Consider the following 19,050-nt stretch of genomic DNA (forward strand, 5'->3'; position numbering starts at 1 on the left):
GGGGCCACAGGAAGCGATGGCGTTTCCTACTTTGCGGCCCGGGCGGTCTTGGCGAGCAAGGCCTCCCAGCTCTGGGCGAAGCGCTCGCCCATGGGGCCCTTGGCGTCCGACGCCGGCACGACGCCGTGTTCGTCCGAGACGAGGAAGGCCTCGTCGCAGGCGGCGCCCATCTCGAGATCTTCGGCGAGGGAGTCCGCGCGCTCGACCGGGATGCCGAGGGTCGCCGCGAGGTCGAGGACGAGCGACGCCGCGCCCGAGGAGATCGAGCCCACGCCCGCGCCGTAGACGAGAGAGCCGCCGCGAGCCACCCAGATCGTCTCGGGGGCGACGTCGGTCTCGCCCGCCTCGAGCTCAGAAGCCTTGGCGCGTTCGACGAGCGCCGAAAGCGAGATGTCTGCGAGTGGCTCGTACTCCCCCACGGCCATGGCGGCACGGCCGAGCTCGTCAGTCATCAGCATGAGGACGCCGTTGGGATGCTCATACGAGCCATCCTTGAGGGTCCACTCCACGTGCTGCTTGACCCAGCCCAGAAGCTGCGGAGTGAGATGCTTGCCCAGCACCATGCGCTTACCGAGCGCGCGCATGTGGCGATTCATGGCAGGCAGCTCGCCGCCCTGAATTCGCCAGCGGCACACGAGGACGGGAGCGCCAACCTCGAACTCCTCGGGAATCTTGCTATCTGCCATGAAGAACCGCCTTTCTGCGGGCGCTTCGCGCCAGGACCTAGAGGCGCCGCGCGCACGGCGCCCAACATTACATTTTTGCAACCACACTGTAAGCCAATTCGATGGCTCCGCAGAGGCGGTCGCGCAACGATACTGGTGTCATGCAGCCGCGCCCCGGCGACGGGGCGTAAAAGAAAGGATACCCATGGGCAACCACTATCAGCCCAACTCCAACATTCCTCTCGATGGGCCTGCGGTGCGCCAGGCGCCTGCGAATTCGGTCCTCTCCGTCCAGCACCTCGAGAAGACCTACGGGAACCGCGGCAAGAGGGGTCGTGGAGCGACCACCCGCGCCCTGGCGGACGTCTCCTTCGACGTGAACGAGGGCGAGTTCGTAGCCATCATGGGCGCCTCGGGCTCCGGCAAGTCGACGCTGCTCAACTGCGTCTCGACTATCGACTCTGCCACGAGCGGCCACGTCTTCGTACGCGGTGTCGACGTCACGTCCATGCGCGCCGGCGAGCTCGCGCGCTTCCGCCGCGAGCAGCTCGGCTTCGTCTTCCAGGACTCGAACCTGCTCGACACCCTCACTGCCCGCGAGAACATTGCCCTGCCGCTCACCATCTCCCGCGTCTCCGCCGGCGAGACGCTCGCCCGCGTGGAGGAGATGGCCCGCCGCCTGAACATCGCGGACGTGCTCGACAAGTATCCCTACCAGCTCTCCGGCGGCCAGCAGCAGCGCGTCGCCGCCGCCCGCGCGCTCGTCACCAAGCCTGCCGTCATCATGGCAGACGAGCCCACCGGCGCCCTCGACTCCAAGAGCGCCCGCCTCTTGCTCGAGAGCCTCCAGCAGCTCAACGAGGAGAGGAGCGCCACGATCCTCATGGTCACCCATGACAGCTTCGCCGCGAGCTACACGGGACGCGTCCTGTTCATCCGCGACGGCAAGATCTTCACCGAGCTCCGCCGCGGAAGCTCTCCTCGCCGCGAGTTCTTCGACCGCATCATGGAGGTTGTCGCGATGATGGGCAGTGAGGGTTCCGATGCTCTGTAAGCTCGCCTGGGGCAACGTCGCCCGTGCGCGGCGCGACTACCTCATCTACCTGCTCACGCTCACGCTTGGCGTGACCGTCTTCTACGCTTTCAACACCATCAGCCTGCAGGTCGACCTCGCCGGCGTCGACATCGAAGGGCTGGGCGAGCTCCTCGGAGAGCTGCTTGGCGGCCTCACCGTGTTCCTCGGCGCGGTCATGGGCTTTCTCATGGTCTACGCCAACAACTTCATCATGAAGCGTCGCAATAAGGAGTTTGGCCTCTACCAGGTGCTGGGCATGACGCGCGGCCAGGTCGCCCGCATCATGGCGCTCGAGACGGTCATCGTGTCCGCCGCGGCACTCGCCCTCGGCATCATCTTGGGCGTGGGCCTCTCCCAGTTGATGGTCTTCTTCACCGCGTCGCTCTTCAAAACGCAGATCGCCAACTTCAAGTTCATCTTCTCCACGAGCGCCCTGGCGCTCACCGTGGAATGCCTCGCCACGATCTTCCTCGTGACGCTCGTGTTCAACCTTCTCGTGGTGCGCAAGTCATGCCTCGTCGACCTCATGGGGTCGGGGCGTCGCAACGAGTCGATCAAGACGCGCAACCCGCTGCTCGCAGGTCTGGTGTGCCTGTTTGGCGCCGTGCTCATCGGGGCGGCCTACTCCCGTCTGCTGCGCGACGGCCTCCCCATCACGGCCAGGAGCGAAGAGCTCGGGGCCGCGATGACCCAGTTTGAGATCACCACGGGGATGGTGACCCTCGGAACCGTCCTGTTCTTCTTCGGTCTCTCGGGCCTGCTGCTGAAACTCCTCCAGGCGGCGCGCGGAATCTATTGGAGGGGGCTGAACGCCTTCACGCTTCGCCAGCTTTCCGCCAAGGTCAACACCGTCTCCTTCTCAATGGCCATGATCTCGATGATCCTGTTCCTCGCCATCACCTCCGTCACCACCGGCATGTCGATGGTCAACGCCATGACCAACAGCATCGAGCGCGTGAACCCCGTCGACTTCAGCCAGAGCTTCTGGTACAACTACAGCCTCTCCGAGGGCACCGACGAGGACCTCAACCCCGTGCGCTACGTCGCGCTGGACCAGCCGCTCGATGTCGCGAGCGAACTCGAGGCACGCGGGGTCGACCTTGGCTCCGTCTGCGACTCCACGGTCCAGCTCGACACCTACTTCCCGCTCGGAAGCGAACAGGTCACCCGCATCACGAGCGGCGAGGGCACACCCGACGAGAATCCACTCACCATTGGCGCCCTCGCCGAGAGGACGGGAGCCGAAGTTCCCGGCGGCATGACCAACTCGGACGCCGAGCTCCTGGGGCTCGACGTCATGAGGGAGAGCCAGTACAACCAGCTCCTCGCCTATCTCGGCAAGCCGCGGGTGGACCTGGGCGAGAATGACTACCTCATCACCTGCGACATGGGCGACACCATCGCCGGTTTCTACGACAAGGTCCTCGCCTCCGAACCCACCATCAAGCTGGGAGACCACGAGCTCAAGCCCGCGACCCAGAAGGTCGACGTCGACAACAGCGCCCTGACGAACTCCGCCATGGGCTCCAACTCCGGCACCGTCATCGTCCCCGACGCCGTCGTCGACGACGCGCACCTCCAGGTCAAGAGCTCATACCTGCTCGTCAACTACAACAAGCGGGGCGTCAGCACCGAGCAGGGCGACGAGTTCATGAGCCAGGCGGCGCTTAGCCACATCGAGTACAGCAACATCAGGTCGGGCAGCGACGTCTTCGGCTTCTTCGGGCCCAGCGTGACCCGCAGTCAGATGCTCGCCCAAACCAACACGACGGCGGGCGCCGTCAGCTACCTCGCCATCTACATCGGCTTCGTGCTCGTGATCGCCTGCGCCGCCATCCTTGCCATCCAACAGCTCTCCGGCGTGTCCGACGCCAGCCGCAGCTATCGCGTGCTCTCCGAGCTCGGCTGCGACAAGCGACAGGTCGCCCACTCCATGCTCGCGCAGCAGACCGTGTTCTTCATGTTCCCGCTCGCGGTCGGCGTCGCCCACTCGCTCGTGGCGCTGAGGGTCGTCATCGACCTCGTCAGGTTGTTCGGCGGCCTCACCATCAGCGCCATGGTGGGCTTCACCTGCGTGATCTTCCTCGCTGCATACGGTGGCTACTTCCTGGTCACCTACGCCATGAGCCGCGGCATCCTGAACGACGCAGTTCGCATCCGTTACACGGCGTAGCGCGAGCGGCGAGCAGGACACTGCCTGGCACCCGAGGGTCGGCCACATGGCCGGCCCTCTTTCTTTCGTCCGAGCTCGGACCCGCGGGCGGCGGGGCGAGCGCGCCGGGCGCTCGGCAAGCCTCGAGCGGCAACGCCCGAACATGCGGGCGGCCAGGCCGAGCCAACAGCGCGCAGCCGCTAGTCCTCGAAGTAGTGCATCTTGTTAGCGGGGAAGGCAAACGTCACGGAGAAGAACTCGTCCTCTGCCGAGTCAACCGCGACCGAGACGCCCATCTTCCGGGCGAGGCGCGCGACGAGCCAAAGGCCCAGGCCCGTCGACTGCTTGTGGGTGCGGCCGTTGTCGCCCGTGAAGCCGCGCTCGAGCACGCGCGGCAGGTCCGCCGCACTCACACCGCATCCGTTATCCCGCACGGTCAGTTCAACGCGCTCGTTCGCGAGGCCCTCGTCCAAGAGGCGCGCGTCAAACCAGACCTGAGGCCAGCCCTCGCAACCGGGGCGCACGTAGCGGGCCGTGTTCTGGAGGAGCTGCCCCAGCATGAAGACGAGCCACTTGTCGTCCGTGAAGACCTTGAGGTCGAGGCCCTCGCCCAGGCGCGGCGTCACGCCGGCGGCGATGAGCAGGTTCGCGTTGGCCTTGATGGCCGAGGCCACCATCTCGCGAAGCGAGTGGGAGCGGACGAGGAAGTCACGCTCGAGCGTCTCGGAGCGCGCGTAGAACAGCGCCTGCTCAACGTAGCGCTCGACGCGGGCGAGCTCGTCTTCGACCGAGCGCAAGCGCGGAACGACCGGCTCGACCTCGCGCGGGCAGACCGCGCACGCATCCGCGTCCTCCTCGAGGTTTGAGAGCGCCAGGCGCGCGGCGGTAATCGGGCTCTTTGCCTCATGCACCCAGGTCTCGACGTAGGCGCGATACTCCCCGACGAAGCGGCGCTGCTCGGCGACCTCGTCGTTGGCGGACTTCGCCACGGAGACAAGCGCGTCATAGGCCGCCTGGCCCTCGGGAAACTCCGGCCTGTCGATGAGCTCGGGCAGCAGGCACGCGTTGTCGAGCGAGGAGCAGGTCTCGGAGAGGGAGTCCCAGAAGCCGCGCTCGCGGGCAAACCCCAGCGCGACGGCGACAACCGCCGAGACGAGCACGATCGAGCAAACGAACGCGACAAAGTCCGTACCCATGCCGGAGATGCGCAGCACGAGCACGAGGAGGAGCTCGAGCGCCACGAGGACCAGAAGCTCCGGGACGCGCGAGCGGATGTAGCTTCCCAGCCTCATCGGCTACGCCCGGACCGAATAGCCCTGGCCACGGTGCGTGACCAGGAAGCCCTCGACGCCCACCCTCGCGAGCTGGGCACGGAGGCGGTTCACGTTGACCGTAAGCGTGTTGTCATCGACGAAAGCGTCTGAGTCCCAGAGCTCGCGCATAAGGTCCTCGCGCGAGACGATCGCGGGGGAACGGCGCATGAGCAGGCCCAGAATACGCATCTCGTTCTTGGTGAGCTCGACGGTCTTGCCGTTCGCGGCGGCGCAGGAGCGGGAGAGGTCGAGCGTCACGGCCCCGCGCTCGATGGTCGAGGCGGGTGCCGCAGCCTGGCCCGCGCGACGCAGCAGGGCCTGGATGTGGGCCACAAGCACGCGAGGGCTATAGGGCTTGGGCACGAAGTCGTCCGCGCCCAGCGTCATGGAGACCACCTCGTCCGCCTCGGTCACGCGGCTCGTGAGCACGATGACCGGGACGGAGGAGGCGGCGCGGATCTCCCGGCAGACGAGCTGCCCATCCGTGCCCGGAAGCGTGAGATCGAGAAGGGCGAGGTCCGGGGCGGCGGCGAGGGCGAGCTCGGCGGCACGGGAGAAGTCCTCGCACGCCTCGACCTCGAAGCCCTCGCGCTCGAGCATGCGAACGAGCTCGACGCGGATGCCTTCGTCGTCCTCTATGACATAGATTTTGGACAACGCTCCCCCAAACCAAATGCCGGCGGGCCGAAGCCCGCCGGACTACCACCAGCTACTAGTGACGGAAGTGCCTGGTTCCGGTGAACACCATGGCGATGCCGTGCTCGTCGCAGGCCTGGATGGACTCCTCGTCGCGAATGGAGCCGCCGGGCTGGATGATCGCGGTGATGCCGTGTTCGGCGAGGACGTCAACGTCATCGCGGAACGGCAGGAAGGCGTCGGACGCGGCGACCATGCCCTCGGTCGAGACGCCCATGCGCTCGCAGGCGGCCTCGGCGCGCTCGCAGGCGATGCGAGCGGAGTCCGTGCGGTTGGGCTGGCCGGGGCCCATGCCGATGCCGGCGCGGCCCTTGGCGACGAGGATGGCGTTGGACTTCACGGCCTTGCAGACGCGCCAGGCGAACAGCAGGTCGTCCATCTCGGGGTCCGTGGGCTTGCGCTTGGTGGGCACCGTGAAGGTCGCAGGGTCCTCGCTCACGTGGTCGATGTCCTGGACGAGGACGCCGCCGTCGACGGTGCGGACCTCGTGACCGATCGTGCGGTCGACGCCGCCGGTGGCGAGCACGCGCATGTTCTTGCGCTTGGAGAGGCGCTCGAGGGCCTCGGGCGTATAGCTCGGGGCGATCATGACCTCGACGAACTGCTTGTTCACGTCGGCGAAGTGCTCGCACAGCGACAGGGGCACCTCACGGTTGACGGCGATGATGCCACCATAGGCGGAGATGGGGTCGCAGGCGAAGGCACGGTCATACGCCTCGGTGACATCCGCGGCGGTGGCGGAGCCACACGGATTCTGGTGCTTGAGGATGACCACCGCGGGCTCGTCGAACTCGCGGACGGCCGCCCAGGCGGCGTCGGCGTCGAGGATGTTGTTGTAGGAGAGCGGCTTGCCCTGGATCTGCTCGGCGCGAGCGAGCGAGTGCTCCGGCGCATCCGGGCTCACGTAGAAGGCGGCAGCCTGCTGCGGGTTCTCGCCGTAGCGGAGGTCCTGCTCCTTCGTGGCGGTGAGGACGAACTTCTCGGGGAAGGCGCTCGTGGCCTCGCCCTCGGCGGAGGCCTTGGCGGCCTGCTCGCCCAGCCAGGCGGCGATGGCCGTGTCATAGGCGGCGGTCGTCTGGTAGACCTTCAGCTGCAGGCGGCGACGGGTCTCGAGCGTGGTGGCGCCGTCGTTGGCGCGCATCTCGGCGAGGACGGCGTCGTAGTCCGCCGGGTCGCTGACGACGGTCACGGCGTCGGCGTTCTTGGCGGCGGAACGGAGCATGGAGGGGCCACCGATGTCGATGTGCTCGATGGCGTCCGCGAAGGTGACGTCGGGCTTGGCGACGGTCTTCTCGAACTCGTAGAGGTTGACGACGACAAGGTCGATCATGCCGATGCCATGCTCCGCGGCCTCGGCCATGTGCTTCTCGTCGTCGCGGCGGGCAAGCAGGCCGCCGTGCACCTTGGGGTGCAGGGTCTTGACGCGACCATCCATCATCTCGGGGAATCCCGTGTACTGCTCGATGGGGACGACGTTGACGCCGGCGTCCGCGAGCACGCGGGCCGTGCCGCCGGTAGAAATCACCTCGACGCCGAACTCATCCTCGAGCGTCTTGACGAACTCGACGACACCGGTCTTGTCAGTGACCGAGACGAGCGCCCTCTTGATGGAACCCTGTGCCATGAAACCTCCTCGTTGATTGCTAGCAGTCCGGGAGCGGCCTCCGCCAGGCACGCGCAGCGCCAAAAGATGGCACAGGGGACGCCCGGGGTTTCAACTCCCAACGCTTCATTGTGACGCATGCGGCGCCTTCTCGCCCGTCCAGAACGCGAAAAACGGGTAGGCTTTTGGAATAGCACCCGAAACGGAGGAATTATGGCTTTGTTTGGCGACGGCATCACGTTCGAACCACTCACCGTAGATGACCTAGACGACATCGCAGGCCTTGCTGCGGACGCCTGGTATTCGCCCGACGGGCTGGGGGACATGACGAGCGCCGCCATGGAGGGCACGTGGCTCGACGACTCAGAGCGCGACCGCGTGGCGCGCCTCATGGCGACCGATGAGATCGCCGCCTATCTCCAGGAGATGACGTGGGGCGTGAAGGCCCTGCTCAAGGGCAGGATGGTTGGCGTCATTGTGACGCATGGCACCCACACGAGCGCAGAGACTGCCGAGCATTTCGGGCACGTTGGTGCGGAGGCCCGCAAGCGCGCCGAGGAGCTCCTCACGGCGGCACGCGAGCGCGCCGAACACCCGGACAACATCGAGCCAACCGAACCCATCTACCTCGATGAAATCCGCGCCACGAAGGAAATGCGCGCCGAGGCGGACCTCAGCTCTATTCCGCGCATCCTCCTGCTCGTAGTCAGCGCGGAGGCGCGCGGCCACGGCCTTGGCAAGCGCCTCATCAACCGGGCACTCGACCACTTCCGTCGCCACGGCGCGGAGCGCTATTGGCTCGTCACGGACACGGACTGCGATTGGACCTTCTACGAGCACCTTGGCCTCGAGAGGCTCGCGGATCGCCCCGGCATGGTGCCTGGCGCCCCGGAGCATTACTTTGTCTACGGAGGCAGGGCCTAGGCGCCAGAGAACGCAAGCGCGGCCAGCGTGCCAGAGGTGGAATCCTGCAGGCTGCGCAACGTCGCGAGCGCCAGAGAGCACAAACACGACCGGCGTGCCTGATGCACCAGGCACGCCGGTCGCTCAACAAAGGCCGCGCGGACGCGCGAGCACGCTAGAACGCGCCGCCTCCGCCGCCTCCGCCACCGCCTCCGCCGCCACCGCCGGAGAATCCACCGCCGCCACCGCCGCCGGAACTCGAGGAAGACGCAGCGAGGGCGGCAGTGCTTACGTTGTGGGCGCTGCCGAAGTCCGTGGTGAGGCAGCTGGCGGGCCTATCGAGGCCGACATAGCCGTAGTCGTGGAGCCAGCAGTAGCTGTAGAAGTACGGACTTGCGAGGACCTCGGGCGCCGCGACCTTGAGCTGCTCGATCACGCGATCCGCCACGCCGAGGACGACGGCCATGACGAGCAGGCGATCCCACAGGGCGACGTCGCGAGGCACCGCCTCGTTGAGCAGCGTGAAGTCCTTGAGCCAGCGCTTGAGGGCCTCAAGCTTGCCCGCAAGCTCCATGCCCTCGCGAGACATCGGCGCGAGCCTGGCGCACGTGATGATGCCGACCGTCATCGCCACGATAGAGAGCACAAGCACGGCAATGCCCGCCAAGATGGCGTCATCAGCCAAGAGCACAACGCCGCAGACCATGCCCACCAGGCCAAACAGCACGGAGAAGATGGCAAGAGGAACACGGCCGGTCACCTCTTCGCCATTGAAGAAGCCTCGTTTCTCTGCGACCGCCTTGACCTCGTGCTCCCAGTCGCTCAGGGCCTCGCTATAGGTGGCGGGTGCCTTCTTGGCGGCGCGCTTGAAATCCGAGAAGCGCAGCGTGGAATAGCCGGCGGCGGGAGCCGTGCTCATCTTGCGGTCCTTGCCGCGGGGTGCCACGACGTCAAACATGAGATGCATCGCGGCATCATCGATAGGATCGGTCGCAACGCGCGCACTGCGAGTGATCTGATAGTCCTTCGCTCTGCCCTTGCTATCGCAGACGAGGTCAAGGCCGATGATGCCATCGTCCGTGAGCTTCATAAGCGTGGCGGTGAAGCATTCGCTCGGAACCTTGCCACCCTTCAGCAGCGCGCCAAGCACGGCGGGATGGTCTGCAGAGGGGACGTCGCGGAAGTACTCGTCTGGGAAGGCCTTCCTGCGCATACGCTTATAACGCCTCGTCAGGAAGAGCGTCAGACCTCCCGTCGCCGCGATCGAGATGCCGCCCACGGTCCCAAAGATCGCAAGCTCGAGGCGAGCGCGCTCGCGACGCTCGTTCGCCTCGTCTGCCCAGCGCTGCTCGTCACGCAGGATCGAAGACATGTGCTCGGTGGAGCTGGGCACCATGCCCGTGAGCCACTCGACCGGGAAGGTCACGCGGGCCTCGGCGTACTCGCTCGTTCCCACGCCGGGAATGGTGTAGACGATCTCGTTGCCGTCGAAGGCGAGCGACGCGTCAAGCGGGCCATGGCCCCAGGCGCGGACGTTATCCTCGGGACGCACCGTCTCACCAGCGGGGACGGGAAGATGAACGCGATAGGTGACGTTATCAGAGGGCACGTCCCAGCCGTTCGAGACGAGCTTCCAGTAGAGTTCGCCGGTATCGGCCCAGGCGTTGACCACGTTGGTGACGGTGTAGGTGATGCGCACCGTGGCAGATTCGTCCTCGTGCGAGGAGAAGATCTTCACCTTGAGCGCGCTGCCGCTGTCCGTGAGCTGATAGGTGCCATCAGCCCCCGAATCAGACTCGGTGAAGCCGCCCAGCTCGGGAGAGGACAGGTCCTCCACCGCGATGTTGGTGATGTTCACGTCACCAGAGTTGGTGGTGGCAACGGGCCCGCGCTTCGAGAGGTTCCAGTAGACGCCATGGAAAGACCCGTCGAAGTCGAAGGTTCGCTCCTCGGCAACCGTAATCGACCCGTCCGTGTTGACGGTTAGATCCCCAACAACCTCGTTAATCGAATACTCGCGCGCCTGCGCCGGCGTGGGCGCGAGGACGAGGGCAAGTGCGAGAAGCGCGATGACGGGGACGAGCGCCCCGACTATCCCGCGCCACCTCTTGCAAGACATAGCCATGTGGCTCCCTTGAACGGGCCAGTGTTGGCCACATGGTACCCGATGGAGGACGATGTCAGCCTGCGGGTGGGAACACGGCGGCCGCCCAGTGCGACGACGCGAATCGGCACTCACGGCAGCGGCCCGGTACGGTTGGGGGCCACAGCACGACAACACAGGCCGGCACAGCGCATCGGCGCAAAAGAAAAGCCCCGCGGGGATGAATCCCTGCGGGGCTGCGCGTTCTGGCGGAGAGCTGGGGATTCGAACCCCAGATACCCTTGGGGGGTATACTCGCTTAGCAGGCGAGCACCTTCGGCCTCTCGGTCAGCTCTCCGTAAAAGGTGCTAGAGAATCATACCTCACACCGGCAAAACTGCAAGGGTTTCCTCACACGAAAGACAAGAAGTCTTCGTCCACCACTATATCCTCGCGATGACTGGCGACCGTCCCCCACGAAAAACGGGGTACGAGGGCATCCGCAGTCAGGCTCTCCCCCACCTCGGCAAGGCCCAGACGGCTCGCGATGGCGCCAATCAGAAGACCGGGAGTCTCGAAACGCTCGCGGAGGGCGCCCAGATCGAGGTCTCGCTCGCGCTTGGAGAGGCGGCGGCCGTCCGGCGCCACAAGCAGCGGCACGTGGCCATACTCCGGATTGCCGTAGCCCAGCAGGCTCTGGAGATACATCTGACGAGGCGCGGAACCCAACAGGTCACGCCCGCGGACCACCTGCGTGACGCCCATCTCCGCGTCATCGACCACCACGGCAAGCTGATAGGCGACCACGCCGTCGCTTCTCCGTACGAGAAAGTCCCCGCACTCGTGTGCCAGCACCTCGCGTTGCGCCCCATAGGCGAGGTCACAGAAGTCGATGGTGCCCGCCGGATCGGCGGCATCGGGCACTCGCAGGCGCGTCGCCGGGGGACGCACGGCAGCTCGCGCCGCAACCTCATCGGCGGAAAGGCCACGACACGTACCGGCATAGACGTAGGTGCCGTCGCTCGCATGGGGCGCCGTCGCCGCATGGAGCTCGCTGCGGGTGCAGAAGCATGGATACGTGAGCCGCAGGCCCTTCGAACCGGCCTCTATGCCGCTGCCGCCGAGACGGTCGATCGCGGCGGCGTAGACCTCGGCGCGCTCGCTCTGCCAGAAGGGGCCCTCGTCCCAGTCAAGGCCAAGCCAGTTCAGGTCATCCATGATGAGGCGGGCTGCCTCGCGACTCTGGGCGCGAGGGTCGAGGTCCTCGATGCGGAGGACCATACGTCCGCCCGCAGAGCGAGCCGACAGCCACGCCAAGAGGCACGACGCAACGTTTCCCAGATGCATACGCCCGGACGGCGTGGGCGCAAAACGCCCGACGACGCGCTTGGGCGCCGTCGGGCGGGCGATGTTGGTGTCATGAGCGATATTCATGTCGTTCAGTATGGCACATGCGGAGCGAACGCCATGGCACGGCGCCCGAGCGGCACGAGGTACTGGACGCGGAGACTACATCGGCAGCGTGGTCTGCGCGATATAAGTGCGCGTGGCGTACTCGCGATCAAGATCGTACAGGCCCTTGGGGTCAGTGCCGAAGAGCTTCATGTTGCTAATCATGTCGCGCGCGTTGGCCTCTTCCTCGCCCTGCTCCTTCACGAACCAGTCGAGCATCTGCATGGCGCGAATGTCGTGGGCCTCCTGGGCAACCTCGTAGCAGTGGTGGATGAGGCTCGTAACGTACTCCTCGTGCTCGAGGCCGGCCTCGAGCGGCTCGAGGTCGTTGGAGAAGGTCTTGTCGGGCTTGTCGATGGCCTCCATCGTGGGCTTGTAGTCATTGTCGAGCAGGTAGCGGCGGAGAGCCTTGGCGTGGTCCGTCTCCTCCTGGACCTGGATCATGTACCAGTTGGCAAAGCCCTTGAGACCACGATCCTCGTAGTAGTCAGCGAAGGTGAGATAGAGGTAGGCGCTGTAGAGCTCCTTGTTGATCTGGTCCTCAAGCACCTTGGCGACGTTCTCGTTGATAGCCATAGAGTCTTCCTTCCAACGTATTGAACAGACTGTTAATCCGATAAGCAAACATACCCAAACGCCCGCGTGTCATGCTCGCCATACGAGATTCCCAACAAAGATGAACCCACTACGGACGCAAAGACACGCGACTTCTATTCGCCCTCAAGATCAGCCATTGGTGTCTGATTGGAAAACCCCTGCTCAAGGGCGTTGCTCAAAAATTTTTTACTGAATTTCGAAAAAGTACTTGACGAAGAGTAGGTCGAATGCGAGTATATCTAACTGCACTGCGGCATTAGCTCAGCTGGATAGAGCGTTTGACTACGAATCAAAAGGTCATAGGTTCGAATCCTATATGCCGCACCATTAAAAAGACGCAGGTGGTTGTCTTCGGACGGCCACCTGCTTTTTTGTGTATCGCGGCAAAGCCATCTTCCGACTCGAATTGGGCCGAGGCGAATAGAGCTGAGGCGCCTCATCCCGAATAGGGCCGAGCCTCCCCTGACCTAGGAAAGCGCCAAGGGGGCTCGGCCGGACCACCAATCACACCCACGCACGGACCCAGTAGGCAGCCCATCGCAAGCGGCTATTCGAACAAGGCCCCCATCAGCGCCTCGTCTCCCTCAAGGCGAACCGCCGTTGCATCCGGACCAAACGCTCGATAGGCATAGGGCACCTTCGCCGCATCAAGGATGTCAAGGAGATCCGAAAACTGCACCTCATCATCCGCGAAGAGCGCCGTGAGCAGTGCGGGCAGAGTCCTCTCAACGCTGGGGAGGGGACCGGCCAGCACCTCAATGAGCGCAGGCAAATTCTGGGCCGTCACGCACGCGCAGCCGATATGCCACGGCACATCATAGACATCAAGTGTGGTATCGCCCTCCGTACGGCAAACGACAAGCACACCTTCTGGCTTCTCGACAAGGCCCATCTGGACCGTCTCCCGAGAAGAGCAACGCCTTGCCAGAACCGTGCATCCATCAGACGTGATCGTGATGTCGCGCATACCATCTCCCATCTCTTGGCCTCTGATAGACAGAGGATACAGCCCCTATCTGACACTAAACCGAACTAATGTTTGCTTACACAAACGCTCTACCTCGTGTTATCCATTCCAGATTAGTCATAAAAAGAGGGGCTGCCGCCTAAGCGACAGCCCCTCCTCAAAAAATCGCACTCGCTACGTTGCTAATCTAGCGTGGCTGAGCCCATCTAGTCGATGGAGACCTTGGTGACGTTGGCCTTCTCGTCCTGCTTCGGGACGTTGACGGTCAGGACACCGTCGGCGAGCTTGGCGGACAAGCCACTCGTAGCAGCATCCTTCAGGAAGACGCCGCGCGTGCAGGTGTACTCGCCGGTCTCACGCTGCAGATAGTTCTTTGCCTTCTGCTCGTCAGAGTCCTTCTTATCAACCGTGATGGAAAGACGACCCTCGTTGAGCTCGACGTCGATCTGATCGCGCGTGACACCAGGAACGTGAGCGCTGACCACATAGGCATCGCCAGCATCCTCGACATCCATCTTGAAGTCTGCCGCCGCAGTGGCCGGAGCGAGGAAGCTGTCGAAGACGTCATCGAACGGGAAGGCCACACGCGCGAGACGGTTGTAACGGTCATACGGAATCATGCTTGCCATGGTTACCACTCCTTTTGTGGTTGTGGGCACCTCGCATTGCCTGTGCCCCTTGTGTCGCTGGTATATGTTCCCGCGACGATTGTTTCTAAACACGTCAATACAAGATTTCTTAGTCTTTTTGCTAATAAAATCTAAGTCTGTCTATATAAGGTCTCATAAGCGAACAAGAGCCCGTGCAAGCTTTCGTCGCTCCGGCGCCCTCCCCTCCCCGCCCCAACGCCACATCCACGCAGCACATTCGCGCCGAGACGTACGAACGGCAGTATCCCGGCATGGGAAAAGGTCATGAGAAATTGAGCCATACCAACCCTGAGGGGGTACACTCACAGGGACTGAGACATGCTCCAAAAGGGGACTGGAATGACGAACGATCAAGACCGCAATTCCACGGATGAAATCGATGCCATGGGCGCCGAGGCACAGGAGCCCTCTGGAGAGGGCCAAGAGGAGCGTCCCGCATATTCGCAGGAGTCTTTTGAGCGAGATAGCGAGGGGCGTCCCGCGTACGTGCGTCAACCCAAGCCTCATCGCCGCCAGCCGCCCGTGAATGACCTCCAGGCGGACAAGGCCTACGAGAACAACTACTCCTTCGACTCGAGCTACACGCTCAAGAATCGCGTCGCGCCCTCAAGGGGCGTCTATCGCCACTCCCGCTCCCAGCAGGAGAAGGTGCGCCAGGAGCTCAAGTACGGCCAGTATCTCTCCGTCCCAAAAGGCAACCGCGAGATCTTCGGCTCGCATGAAAAGGAGCAGAAGCGCCACATCGTGGTTGTCGGTATCGTCGTAGTGGCCATCGTTGCGATCCTGCTCATCATTTTCTGGCCCAAGTAGGGCACACGAGATCACACACCCGTCGAGCCCAACGGCGCCACGAATCGTATGCACCAAGCCCAACGGCGTACCGCAAACTGACCAGCAGCGAAGAGCCCGGCTCCGAATCCCATCGGAGCCGGGCCTTCGCATTAGCCTGTCGCCCACGCGAGGCGATGATGGCTCTGTCTGAATTCGATTTTTGTTACTTCGAAGTTGTATTTGTGCTGAGCCATAATTTTGATTCCAGAAGCGATCTAGACAGATAGCGCTCATCTCAGTTTTTCAACCGCTTGCCGACTGTTTGTCAATTCTGGGAAGCGACCAATCATCCGCTGCAAACCAATAACACCTCAAAGCTGGCAAACAGTCTACCTGCACTTTTCTGCACATTTCGCTGCGCAGATTTCATTTTGATCAGCCCGATATTCGATTTTCACGCCGTGAAATTTTGTAGCGTCAATATTTACACCTTCAAAATCCTCCTTTATATTGTCCTCAGTCATGGAAGGCCCATCATCAACAAAGGAGACTCTATGGAAGGCATCATGTTCTATGTTCCCCTAGGAATCGGCGTGTTGGGTAACATCCTGTACAACGTCTTCGCCAAGTCGACTCCCGATGACGCGGACACCTTCGCGTCCCTCACCCTCACCTATGCGGCCGGCATGGCTGCCACCTTCGTGATCTACATGGTCACCTCCGGTGGCGACAACATCTTCGCCGAGTTCGCTAAGGCAAACTGGGCTTCCTACGCCCTCGGTTTGTGCATCGTAGGCTGCGATGTCGCGATCATCCTGCTTTATCGCGTCGGTTGGGACATCAGCGTCGGCACTCTCGTAGGCAACATCTCTGTCTCCCTTGCCCTCGTCGTTGTTGGCGTCCTCCTCTGGAATGAGTCCCTCGACGCGATGAAGATCGCCGGCATCGCAGTCTGCCTGCTTGGCCTTTACGTCGTCAACCGCCCCGAGAAGGCGGTCGAGGGTGCGGAAGAGGCTGTTGAATACGAGCCCTAAAGCGAGCATGCACCCCCTGGTACGCGGGGTCGAAACCCCAAAAAACGTGATGAGGCGAAGGAGTCCCTTCCCCTCGTGTCCCCTTCTCCCCCGCGTACCCCCCCCTCCAAACTTAAGGAGAGCACAATGAGCAACCGTATCGACATGGTCATCCTCGCAGGCGCCATGTGGCGCGGCATCAGCCGCGACGAGATACCCGCCGCCGGCGGCATCGCGATCAGCGGCGAGCGCATCGTCGCCGTTGGCACCCCCGAGCAGATTGAGGCTCTTGCCGGTCCCGACACCGTCATCCGCCGCTACGGCGATGACAAGCTCCTCATGCCCGCTCTCTGCGACGCCCACCTCCACCTCGAGAACACCGTTCTCTGTGAGAGCGGCCCAGTGCTTCGCTACGTCGGCACCGAGGAGGAGTGCGTCGCCAACTGTAAGGCTTGGCACGAGGCCAACCCGGACTCCCACTGGGTCATTGGCTTTGGCTGGCACCAGGCCAACTGGCCCGGCTGCAAGGTCCCCACTAAGGACCTGCTGACCGAGGCCCTGCCCGACAACCCCGCCTTCCTGCTCGACATCGACACCCACTGCGCTTGGCTGAACCAGAAGGCCCTCGACGAGCTCGAGATTACCGCCGAGACCCCCGATCCCATCGGCGGCCGCATCTGGCGTGACGAGAACGGCGAACCGACCGGCTACCTCGAGGAGTCCGCCGCCCTCAACATCGAGCCCGACGTCCTCAAGCGCGCCATCTCCGATCCCGCCGTTCGCGCGGGCAAGCTTCTCGAGACCATCGAATTGCTCAACCGCCGCGGCGTCACCGAGGTCTGGGACGCCTTCGACACACCTGAGACCTGGTACGAGGCCCTTGAGGATCTTCAGGAGCAGGGCAAGCTCAACCTTCGCGTCAACACCTGCGCCCTAATCAATGACAACCCCGACTTCATCGAGACCGCTCAGAAGATGGCCGAGCGTTATCCCAACATCGAGGACTTTATTACCTTCTGGGGCTTCAAGGTCATCGGCGACGGCGTCGGCGGAGCCCACACCGCCTGGATGTGCGATCCCTACGCTGACGATCCCTCCACCTCCGGCGGCTGCCTTCTCGAGCCCGAGGAGTTCAGGCGTCGCATCCTTGCCTGCGAGGAGACCGGCATGCCGGTTCATGTCCACGCCTGCGGCACCCGCACCGTCGAATACGCCCTTGATTGCTTCGAGGAGGCCGTCAAGGCAGGCTATGTCCAGGGCCAGCGCAACTGCATCACCCACTGCGACACCGTGAACCCCAAGGACTTCCCGCGCTTCCGTGAGCTCGGCGTTGTCGCCGCGCTGCAGCCCGACATGCTCGCCCCGACGCCTACGTACGAGACCGACTTCTATCGCAAGACGTTCGGCGACGCTGTCTACAAGTACGCCTGGGCCAACCGCTCCATGTTCGACAACTGCGACTACATCTCCTTCAGCTCCGACTCCCCGGTCGGCTTCGCTGGCAAGCTCGACCAGGTCTTCCGTTCCACCCAGCGCACCTTCAACGACGGCCTGCCCGTCGGCGGCATCCATCCCGAGCAGAAGATTTCCGTCTCCGAAGCTCTGTGGGCCTTCACCTGGGGTGGCGCCTACCAGCTCAACAAGGAGGGAATCAAGGGCTCCCTCGAGTGCGGCAAGTTCGCAGACGTCGTCGTTTTCGATCACAACCTGTTCACTTGTGATTCCAAGGACATCCAGATCACCGAGTCGCAGCTGACGCTCGTCAACGGCCGTATCGCCTACGACGCCGAGGCTTAACCAAGTCGAGCAACCGAGAGGAAACTACCATGACCGAAACCGCTAAGAAGACGGGCTTCGCATTCCTCTTCCCCGTCATCCTGATGATCTTCGTGAACGTGGCCTACAACATCGTGGCCAAGCTCACCCCGACAGACGTCAACGCCGTTGCCTCCGTGTTCCTTACTTACGCAACCTGCTGCGCCGCCTCCTTCATCTTCTTCTTCACCACCGCAAAGGATAAAAACTACGGCCGCGCCATCAAGAAGTGCAACTGGTCAGCTCCCGCCATGGGCCTCTCCCTCGTCCTCATGGAGCTCGCCATCCTTCTGCAGTACCGCGCCGGCTGGGACGTCTCCGTCGCTTGCCTGGTCCTCTACGTTATCCTCGCTGTCTGTCTGCTTGCCATCGGCGCAATCTTCTACAAGGAGCGCGTCACGATCTCCCGCATCATCGGCTGCGGAATCTGCTTTGGTGGCCTCGCGCTCGTCATGATGTGCTAATCGCACGCAGACCGCATAAGCTTGGCCTACGGGACGCCGCGTGCTATACAATAGCGGCGCCCCGTAGAGCTATAAGGAGTTGATATGGGAACCTACGCGGTGGGAGATGCCACCAAGGAAAGCATCAAGAACACCGCCCGTACGCTCTTCTACGAACAGGGTGTCTCTTCAGTGTCCGACGCCATCATCTGCCGAGAGGCGGGAGTCCAGCGAGGACTCGTCGGATATCACTTTGGTAGCCGCGGCGGACTTGTTGCTGCCATTTACCACGAGCACGTCGAGGCATTGCGCGAAGCCGTGGAGCGTCGCTTCCCAACGGACGATCCGGCTCTTGCCTACTGCATCCTCGAGTATCTGCTCGTCGATTGCCTTCATCGCAACGAGCGTCTCCGTCGTTTCTACGTCGACATCATCGCGTACCCCGAGGTCTCTGACGACGAGGTCCGCGTCCAGCACGAGCAGTTCTCGAAGATCTTGGCACGCAAGACCGGCAGCTGTGACATTACCAAGCTCAAGATTGCTGTCACGCTCTCTCAGGGAGCGTTCAACGAGATGATTCGCTGCATCGAGTCCGGCTATCTCGACGGCGAACTCGACAAGCTCCTCGCGGTCGACCTCCGCATGTCCATGTCACTCGTCGACGTCCATGACGCGGAGGCGCAGGACCTCCTCAGGAAGACCATCGAGATGACCGAGGGCTATCGCCTCGCCGTGGGCAAGACCCTGAGGCCTCGCATCATGAAGGCGAGCCCGACGCTCTAAGCGAGCGCCTACGAGGCAGCGTGAGGGCTTCCCAACACGCCGACGTCGCTCACATAGGCAGGCTCGGGG

18 protein-coding genes and 2 tRNA genes are annotated in these 19,050 nt (G+C 63.3%); 9 read left to right on the forward strand and 11 right to left on the reverse strand.

The features are described 5' to 3' along the window. Nucleotides 1-26: 26 nt before the first annotated feature. A complete protein-coding gene (locus ACTQ1Z_RS05795) occupies nucleotides 27-686 on the reverse strand; it encodes a hypothetical protein (RefSeq protein WP_441859509.1) in 660 nt (219 codons plus the stop codon). Between the two features lie 184 nt (nucleotides 687-870). On the opposite strand from ACTQ1Z_RS05795, the gene ACTQ1Z_RS05800 reads away from it, so the two are divergent. Both ACTQ1Z_RS05800 and ACTQ1Z_RS05805 read left to right on the forward strand, forming a co-directional pair. Further along, nucleotides 871-1,719, forward strand: coding sequence for an ABC transporter ATP-binding protein (locus ACTQ1Z_RS05800; protein WP_441859511.1), 849 nt, complete (start codon nucleotides 871-873; stop codon nucleotides 1,717-1,719). Further along, nucleotides 1,709-3,913 carry an FtsX-like permease family protein gene (locus ACTQ1Z_RS05805; protein WP_441859513.1) on the forward strand — a complete coding sequence of 735 codons (2,205 nt, stop codon included), beginning with the start codon at nucleotides 1,709-1,711 and terminating at the stop codon, nucleotides 3,911-3,913. Before ACTQ1Z_RS05800 ends, ACTQ1Z_RS05805 begins: the two co-directional genes overlap by 11 nt. Nucleotides 3,914-4,092: 179 nt before the next feature. On the opposite strand, the gene ACTQ1Z_RS05810 is transcribed toward ACTQ1Z_RS05805, so the two are convergent. The 3 genes from ACTQ1Z_RS05810 to purH are packed head-to-tail and all read right to left on the reverse strand — an operon-like array spanning nucleotide 4,093 to nucleotide 7,525. Further along, nucleotides 4,093-5,184: a sensor histidine kinase gene (locus tag ACTQ1Z_RS05810; protein WP_441859515.1), complete on the reverse strand. Its 1,092-nt coding sequence runs from the start codon at nucleotides 5,182-5,184 to the stop codon at nucleotides 4,093-4,095. Between the two features lie 3 nt (nucleotides 5,185-5,187). After that, nucleotides 5,188-5,862: a response regulator transcription factor gene (locus ACTQ1Z_RS05815; RefSeq protein ID WP_441859517.1), complete on the reverse strand. Its 675-nt coding sequence runs from the start codon at nucleotides 5,860-5,862 to the stop codon at nucleotides 5,188-5,190. A gap of 55 nt (nucleotides 5,863-5,917) precedes the next feature. Beyond that, on the reverse strand, nucleotides 5,918-7,525 hold the full coding sequence (gene purH, locus ACTQ1Z_RS05820; RefSeq protein ID WP_441859518.1) for a bifunctional phosphoribosylaminoimidazolecarboxamide formyltransferase/IMP cyclohydrolase: 1,608 nt from the start codon (nucleotides 7,523-7,525) through the stop codon (nucleotides 5,918-5,920). A 192-nt stretch (nucleotides 7,526-7,717) separates the two neighbouring features. Here purH and ACTQ1Z_RS05825 point away from each other — a divergent pair, with 192 nt between their 5' ends. Further along, nucleotides 7,718-8,428: a GNAT family N-acetyltransferase gene (locus tag ACTQ1Z_RS05825; RefSeq protein WP_441859520.1), complete on the forward strand. Its 711-nt coding sequence runs from the start codon at nucleotides 7,718-7,720 to the stop codon at nucleotides 8,426-8,428. A gap of 154 nt (nucleotides 8,429-8,582) precedes the next feature. Here ACTQ1Z_RS05825 and ACTQ1Z_RS05830 read toward each other — a convergent pair whose 3' ends face one another. The 4 genes from ACTQ1Z_RS05830 to ACTQ1Z_RS05845 all read right to left on the reverse strand — a co-directional run bounded on the left by ACTQ1Z_RS05830 (nucleotide 8,583) and on the right by ACTQ1Z_RS05845 (nucleotide 12,518). Further along, nucleotides 8,583-10,532 carry a DUF2207 domain-containing protein gene (locus tag ACTQ1Z_RS05830; RefSeq protein ID WP_441859522.1) on the reverse strand — a complete coding sequence of 650 codons (1,950 nt, stop codon included), beginning with the start codon at nucleotides 10,530-10,532 and terminating at the stop codon, nucleotides 8,583-8,585. Nucleotides 10,533-10,757: 225 nt separating this feature from the next. After that, nucleotides 10,758-10,848 (reverse strand) — tRNA-Ser (locus tag ACTQ1Z_RS05835). A 53-nt stretch (nucleotides 10,849-10,901) separates the two neighbouring features. Continuing rightward, nucleotides 10,902-11,924 carry a tRNA glutamyl-Q(34) synthetase GluQRS gene (gene gluQRS / locus ACTQ1Z_RS05840; RefSeq protein WP_441859524.1) on the reverse strand — a complete coding sequence of 341 codons (1,023 nt, stop codon included), beginning with the start codon at nucleotides 11,922-11,924 and terminating at the stop codon, nucleotides 10,902-10,904. A gap of 75 nt (nucleotides 11,925-11,999) precedes the next feature. Further along, nucleotides 12,000-12,518, reverse strand: a complete 519-nt coding sequence (locus tag ACTQ1Z_RS05845) for a ferritin (RefSeq protein ID WP_293814735.1) — start codon at nucleotides 12,516-12,518, stop codon at nucleotides 12,000-12,002. A 271-nt stretch (nucleotides 12,519-12,789) separates the two neighbouring features. Between ACTQ1Z_RS05845 and ACTQ1Z_RS05850 the strand changes: the two genes are divergently transcribed. Then, nucleotides 12,790-12,866 (forward strand) — tRNA-Arg (locus ACTQ1Z_RS05850). A 220-nt stretch (nucleotides 12,867-13,086) separates the two neighbouring features. Here the strand turns inward: ACTQ1Z_RS05850 and ACTQ1Z_RS05855 are convergent. Together ACTQ1Z_RS05855 and ACTQ1Z_RS05860 are read right to left on the reverse strand one after the other, a co-directional pair. Further along, entirely contained in the window at nucleotides 13,087-13,506 is a 420-nt protein-coding gene (locus ACTQ1Z_RS05855) for a hypothetical protein (protein WP_320680660.1), read from the reverse strand. A gap of 206 nt (nucleotides 13,507-13,712) precedes the next feature. Next, nucleotides 13,713-14,135: an Hsp20/alpha crystallin family protein gene (locus tag ACTQ1Z_RS05860; RefSeq protein WP_320680662.1), complete on the reverse strand. Its 423-nt coding sequence runs from the start codon at nucleotides 14,133-14,135 to the stop codon at nucleotides 13,713-13,715. 360 nt (nucleotides 14,136-14,495) lie between these two features. Here ACTQ1Z_RS05860 and ACTQ1Z_RS05865 point away from each other — a divergent pair, with 360 nt between their 5' ends. Next, nucleotides 14,496-14,966, forward strand: coding sequence for a hypothetical protein (locus ACTQ1Z_RS05865; RefSeq protein WP_441859527.1), 471 nt, complete (start codon nucleotides 14,496-14,498; stop codon nucleotides 14,964-14,966). Nucleotides 14,967-15,316: 350 nt separating this feature from the next. Here ACTQ1Z_RS05865 and ACTQ1Z_RS05870 read toward each other — a convergent pair whose 3' ends face one another. After that, entirely contained in the window at nucleotides 15,317-15,451 is a 135-nt protein-coding gene (locus ACTQ1Z_RS05870; protein WP_320680666.1) for a hypothetical protein, read from the reverse strand. Nucleotides 15,452-15,481: 30 nt separating this feature from the next. On the opposite strand from ACTQ1Z_RS05870, the gene ACTQ1Z_RS05875 reads away from it, so the two are divergent. From ACTQ1Z_RS05875 to ACTQ1Z_RS05890, 4 genes are all read left to right on the forward strand, one after another. After that, on the forward strand, nucleotides 15,482-15,961 hold the full coding sequence (locus ACTQ1Z_RS05875) for a hypothetical protein (RefSeq protein WP_441859529.1): 480 nt from the start codon (nucleotides 15,482-15,484) through the stop codon (nucleotides 15,959-15,961). Nucleotides 15,962-16,087: 126 nt separating this feature from the next. After that, a complete protein-coding gene (locus ACTQ1Z_RS05880; protein WP_441859531.1) occupies nucleotides 16,088-17,737 on the forward strand; it encodes an amidohydrolase in 1,650 nt (549 codons plus the stop codon). Between the two features lie 29 nt (nucleotides 17,738-17,766). Continuing rightward, on the forward strand, nucleotides 17,767-18,219 hold the full coding sequence (locus ACTQ1Z_RS05885; RefSeq protein WP_320680671.1) for an EamA family transporter: 453 nt from the start codon (nucleotides 17,767-17,769) through the stop codon (nucleotides 18,217-18,219). Nucleotides 18,220-18,303: 84 nt separating this feature from the next. Beyond that, the gene (locus tag ACTQ1Z_RS05890) at nucleotides 18,304-18,981 is read left to right on the forward strand and encodes a TetR/AcrR family transcriptional regulator (protein ID WP_441859533.1); all 678 of its coding nucleotides are present in this window, start codon (nucleotides 18,304-18,306) and stop codon (nucleotides 18,979-18,981) included. Nucleotides 18,982-19,050 lie beyond the last annotated feature (69 nt).

Source organism: Parolsenella sp. LCP21S3_E11, assembly GCF_052118165.1.
GTDB lineage: Bacteria > Actinomycetota > Coriobacteriia > Coriobacteriales > Atopobiaceae > Parolsenella.

Excerpts from the sequence above, each read along its gene's own strand:
- ACTQ1Z_RS05795 (WP_441859509.1), bottom strand. The coding sequence starts at position 686 with ATGGCAGATAGCAAGATTCCCGAGGAGTTCGAGGTTGGCGCTCCCGTC.
- ACTQ1Z_RS05800 (WP_441859511.1), top strand. The coding sequence starts at position 871 with ATGGGCAACCACTATCAGCCCAACTCCAACATTCCTCTCGATGGGCCT.
- ACTQ1Z_RS05805 (WP_441859513.1), top strand. The coding sequence starts at position 1,709 with ATGCTCTGTAAGCTCGCCTGGGGCAACGTCGCCCGTGCGCGGCGCGAC.
- ACTQ1Z_RS05810 (WP_441859515.1), bottom strand. The coding sequence starts at position 5,184 with ATGAGGCTGGGAAGCTACATCCGCTCGCGCGTCCCGGAGCTTCTGGTC.
- purH (WP_441859518.1), bottom strand. The coding sequence starts at position 7,525 with ATGGCACAGGGTTCCATCAAGAGGGCGCTCGTCTCGGTCACTGACAAG.
- ACTQ1Z_RS05825 (WP_441859520.1), top strand. The coding sequence starts at position 7,718 with ATGGCTTTGTTTGGCGACGGCATCACGTTCGAACCACTCACCGTAGAT.
- ACTQ1Z_RS05830 (WP_441859522.1), bottom strand. The coding sequence starts at position 10,532 with ATGGCTATGTCTTGCAAGAGGTGGCGCGGGATAGTCGGGGCGCTCGTC.
- gluQRS (WP_441859524.1), bottom strand. The coding sequence starts at position 11,924 with ATGAATATCGCTCATGACACCAACATCGCCCGCCCGACGGCGCCCAAG.
- ACTQ1Z_RS05845 (WP_293814735.1), bottom strand. The coding sequence starts at position 12,518 with ATGGCTATCAACGAGAACGTCGCCAAGGTGCTTGAGGACCAGATCAAC.
- ACTQ1Z_RS05855 (WP_320680660.1), bottom strand. The coding sequence starts at position 13,506 with ATGCGCGACATCACGATCACGTCTGATGGATGCACGGTTCTGGCAAGG.
- ACTQ1Z_RS05860 (WP_320680662.1), bottom strand. The coding sequence starts at position 14,135 with ATGGCAAGCATGATTCCGTATGACCGTTACAACCGTCTCGCGCGTGTG.
- ACTQ1Z_RS05865 (WP_441859527.1), top strand. The coding sequence starts at position 14,496 with ATGACGAACGATCAAGACCGCAATTCCACGGATGAAATCGATGCCATG.
- ACTQ1Z_RS05870 (WP_320680666.1), bottom strand. The coding sequence starts at position 15,451 with ATGACTGAGGACAATATAAAGGAGGATTTTGAAGGTGTAAATATTGAC.
- ACTQ1Z_RS05875 (WP_441859529.1), top strand. The coding sequence starts at position 15,482 with ATGGAAGGCATCATGTTCTATGTTCCCCTAGGAATCGGCGTGTTGGGT.
- ACTQ1Z_RS05880 (WP_441859531.1), top strand. The coding sequence starts at position 16,088 with ATGAGCAACCGTATCGACATGGTCATCCTCGCAGGCGCCATGTGGCGC.
- ACTQ1Z_RS05885 (WP_320680671.1), top strand. The coding sequence starts at position 17,767 with ATGACCGAAACCGCTAAGAAGACGGGCTTCGCATTCCTCTTCCCCGTC.
- ACTQ1Z_RS05890 (WP_441859533.1), top strand. The coding sequence starts at position 18,304 with ATGGGAACCTACGCGGTGGGAGATGCCACCAAGGAAAGCATCAAGAAC.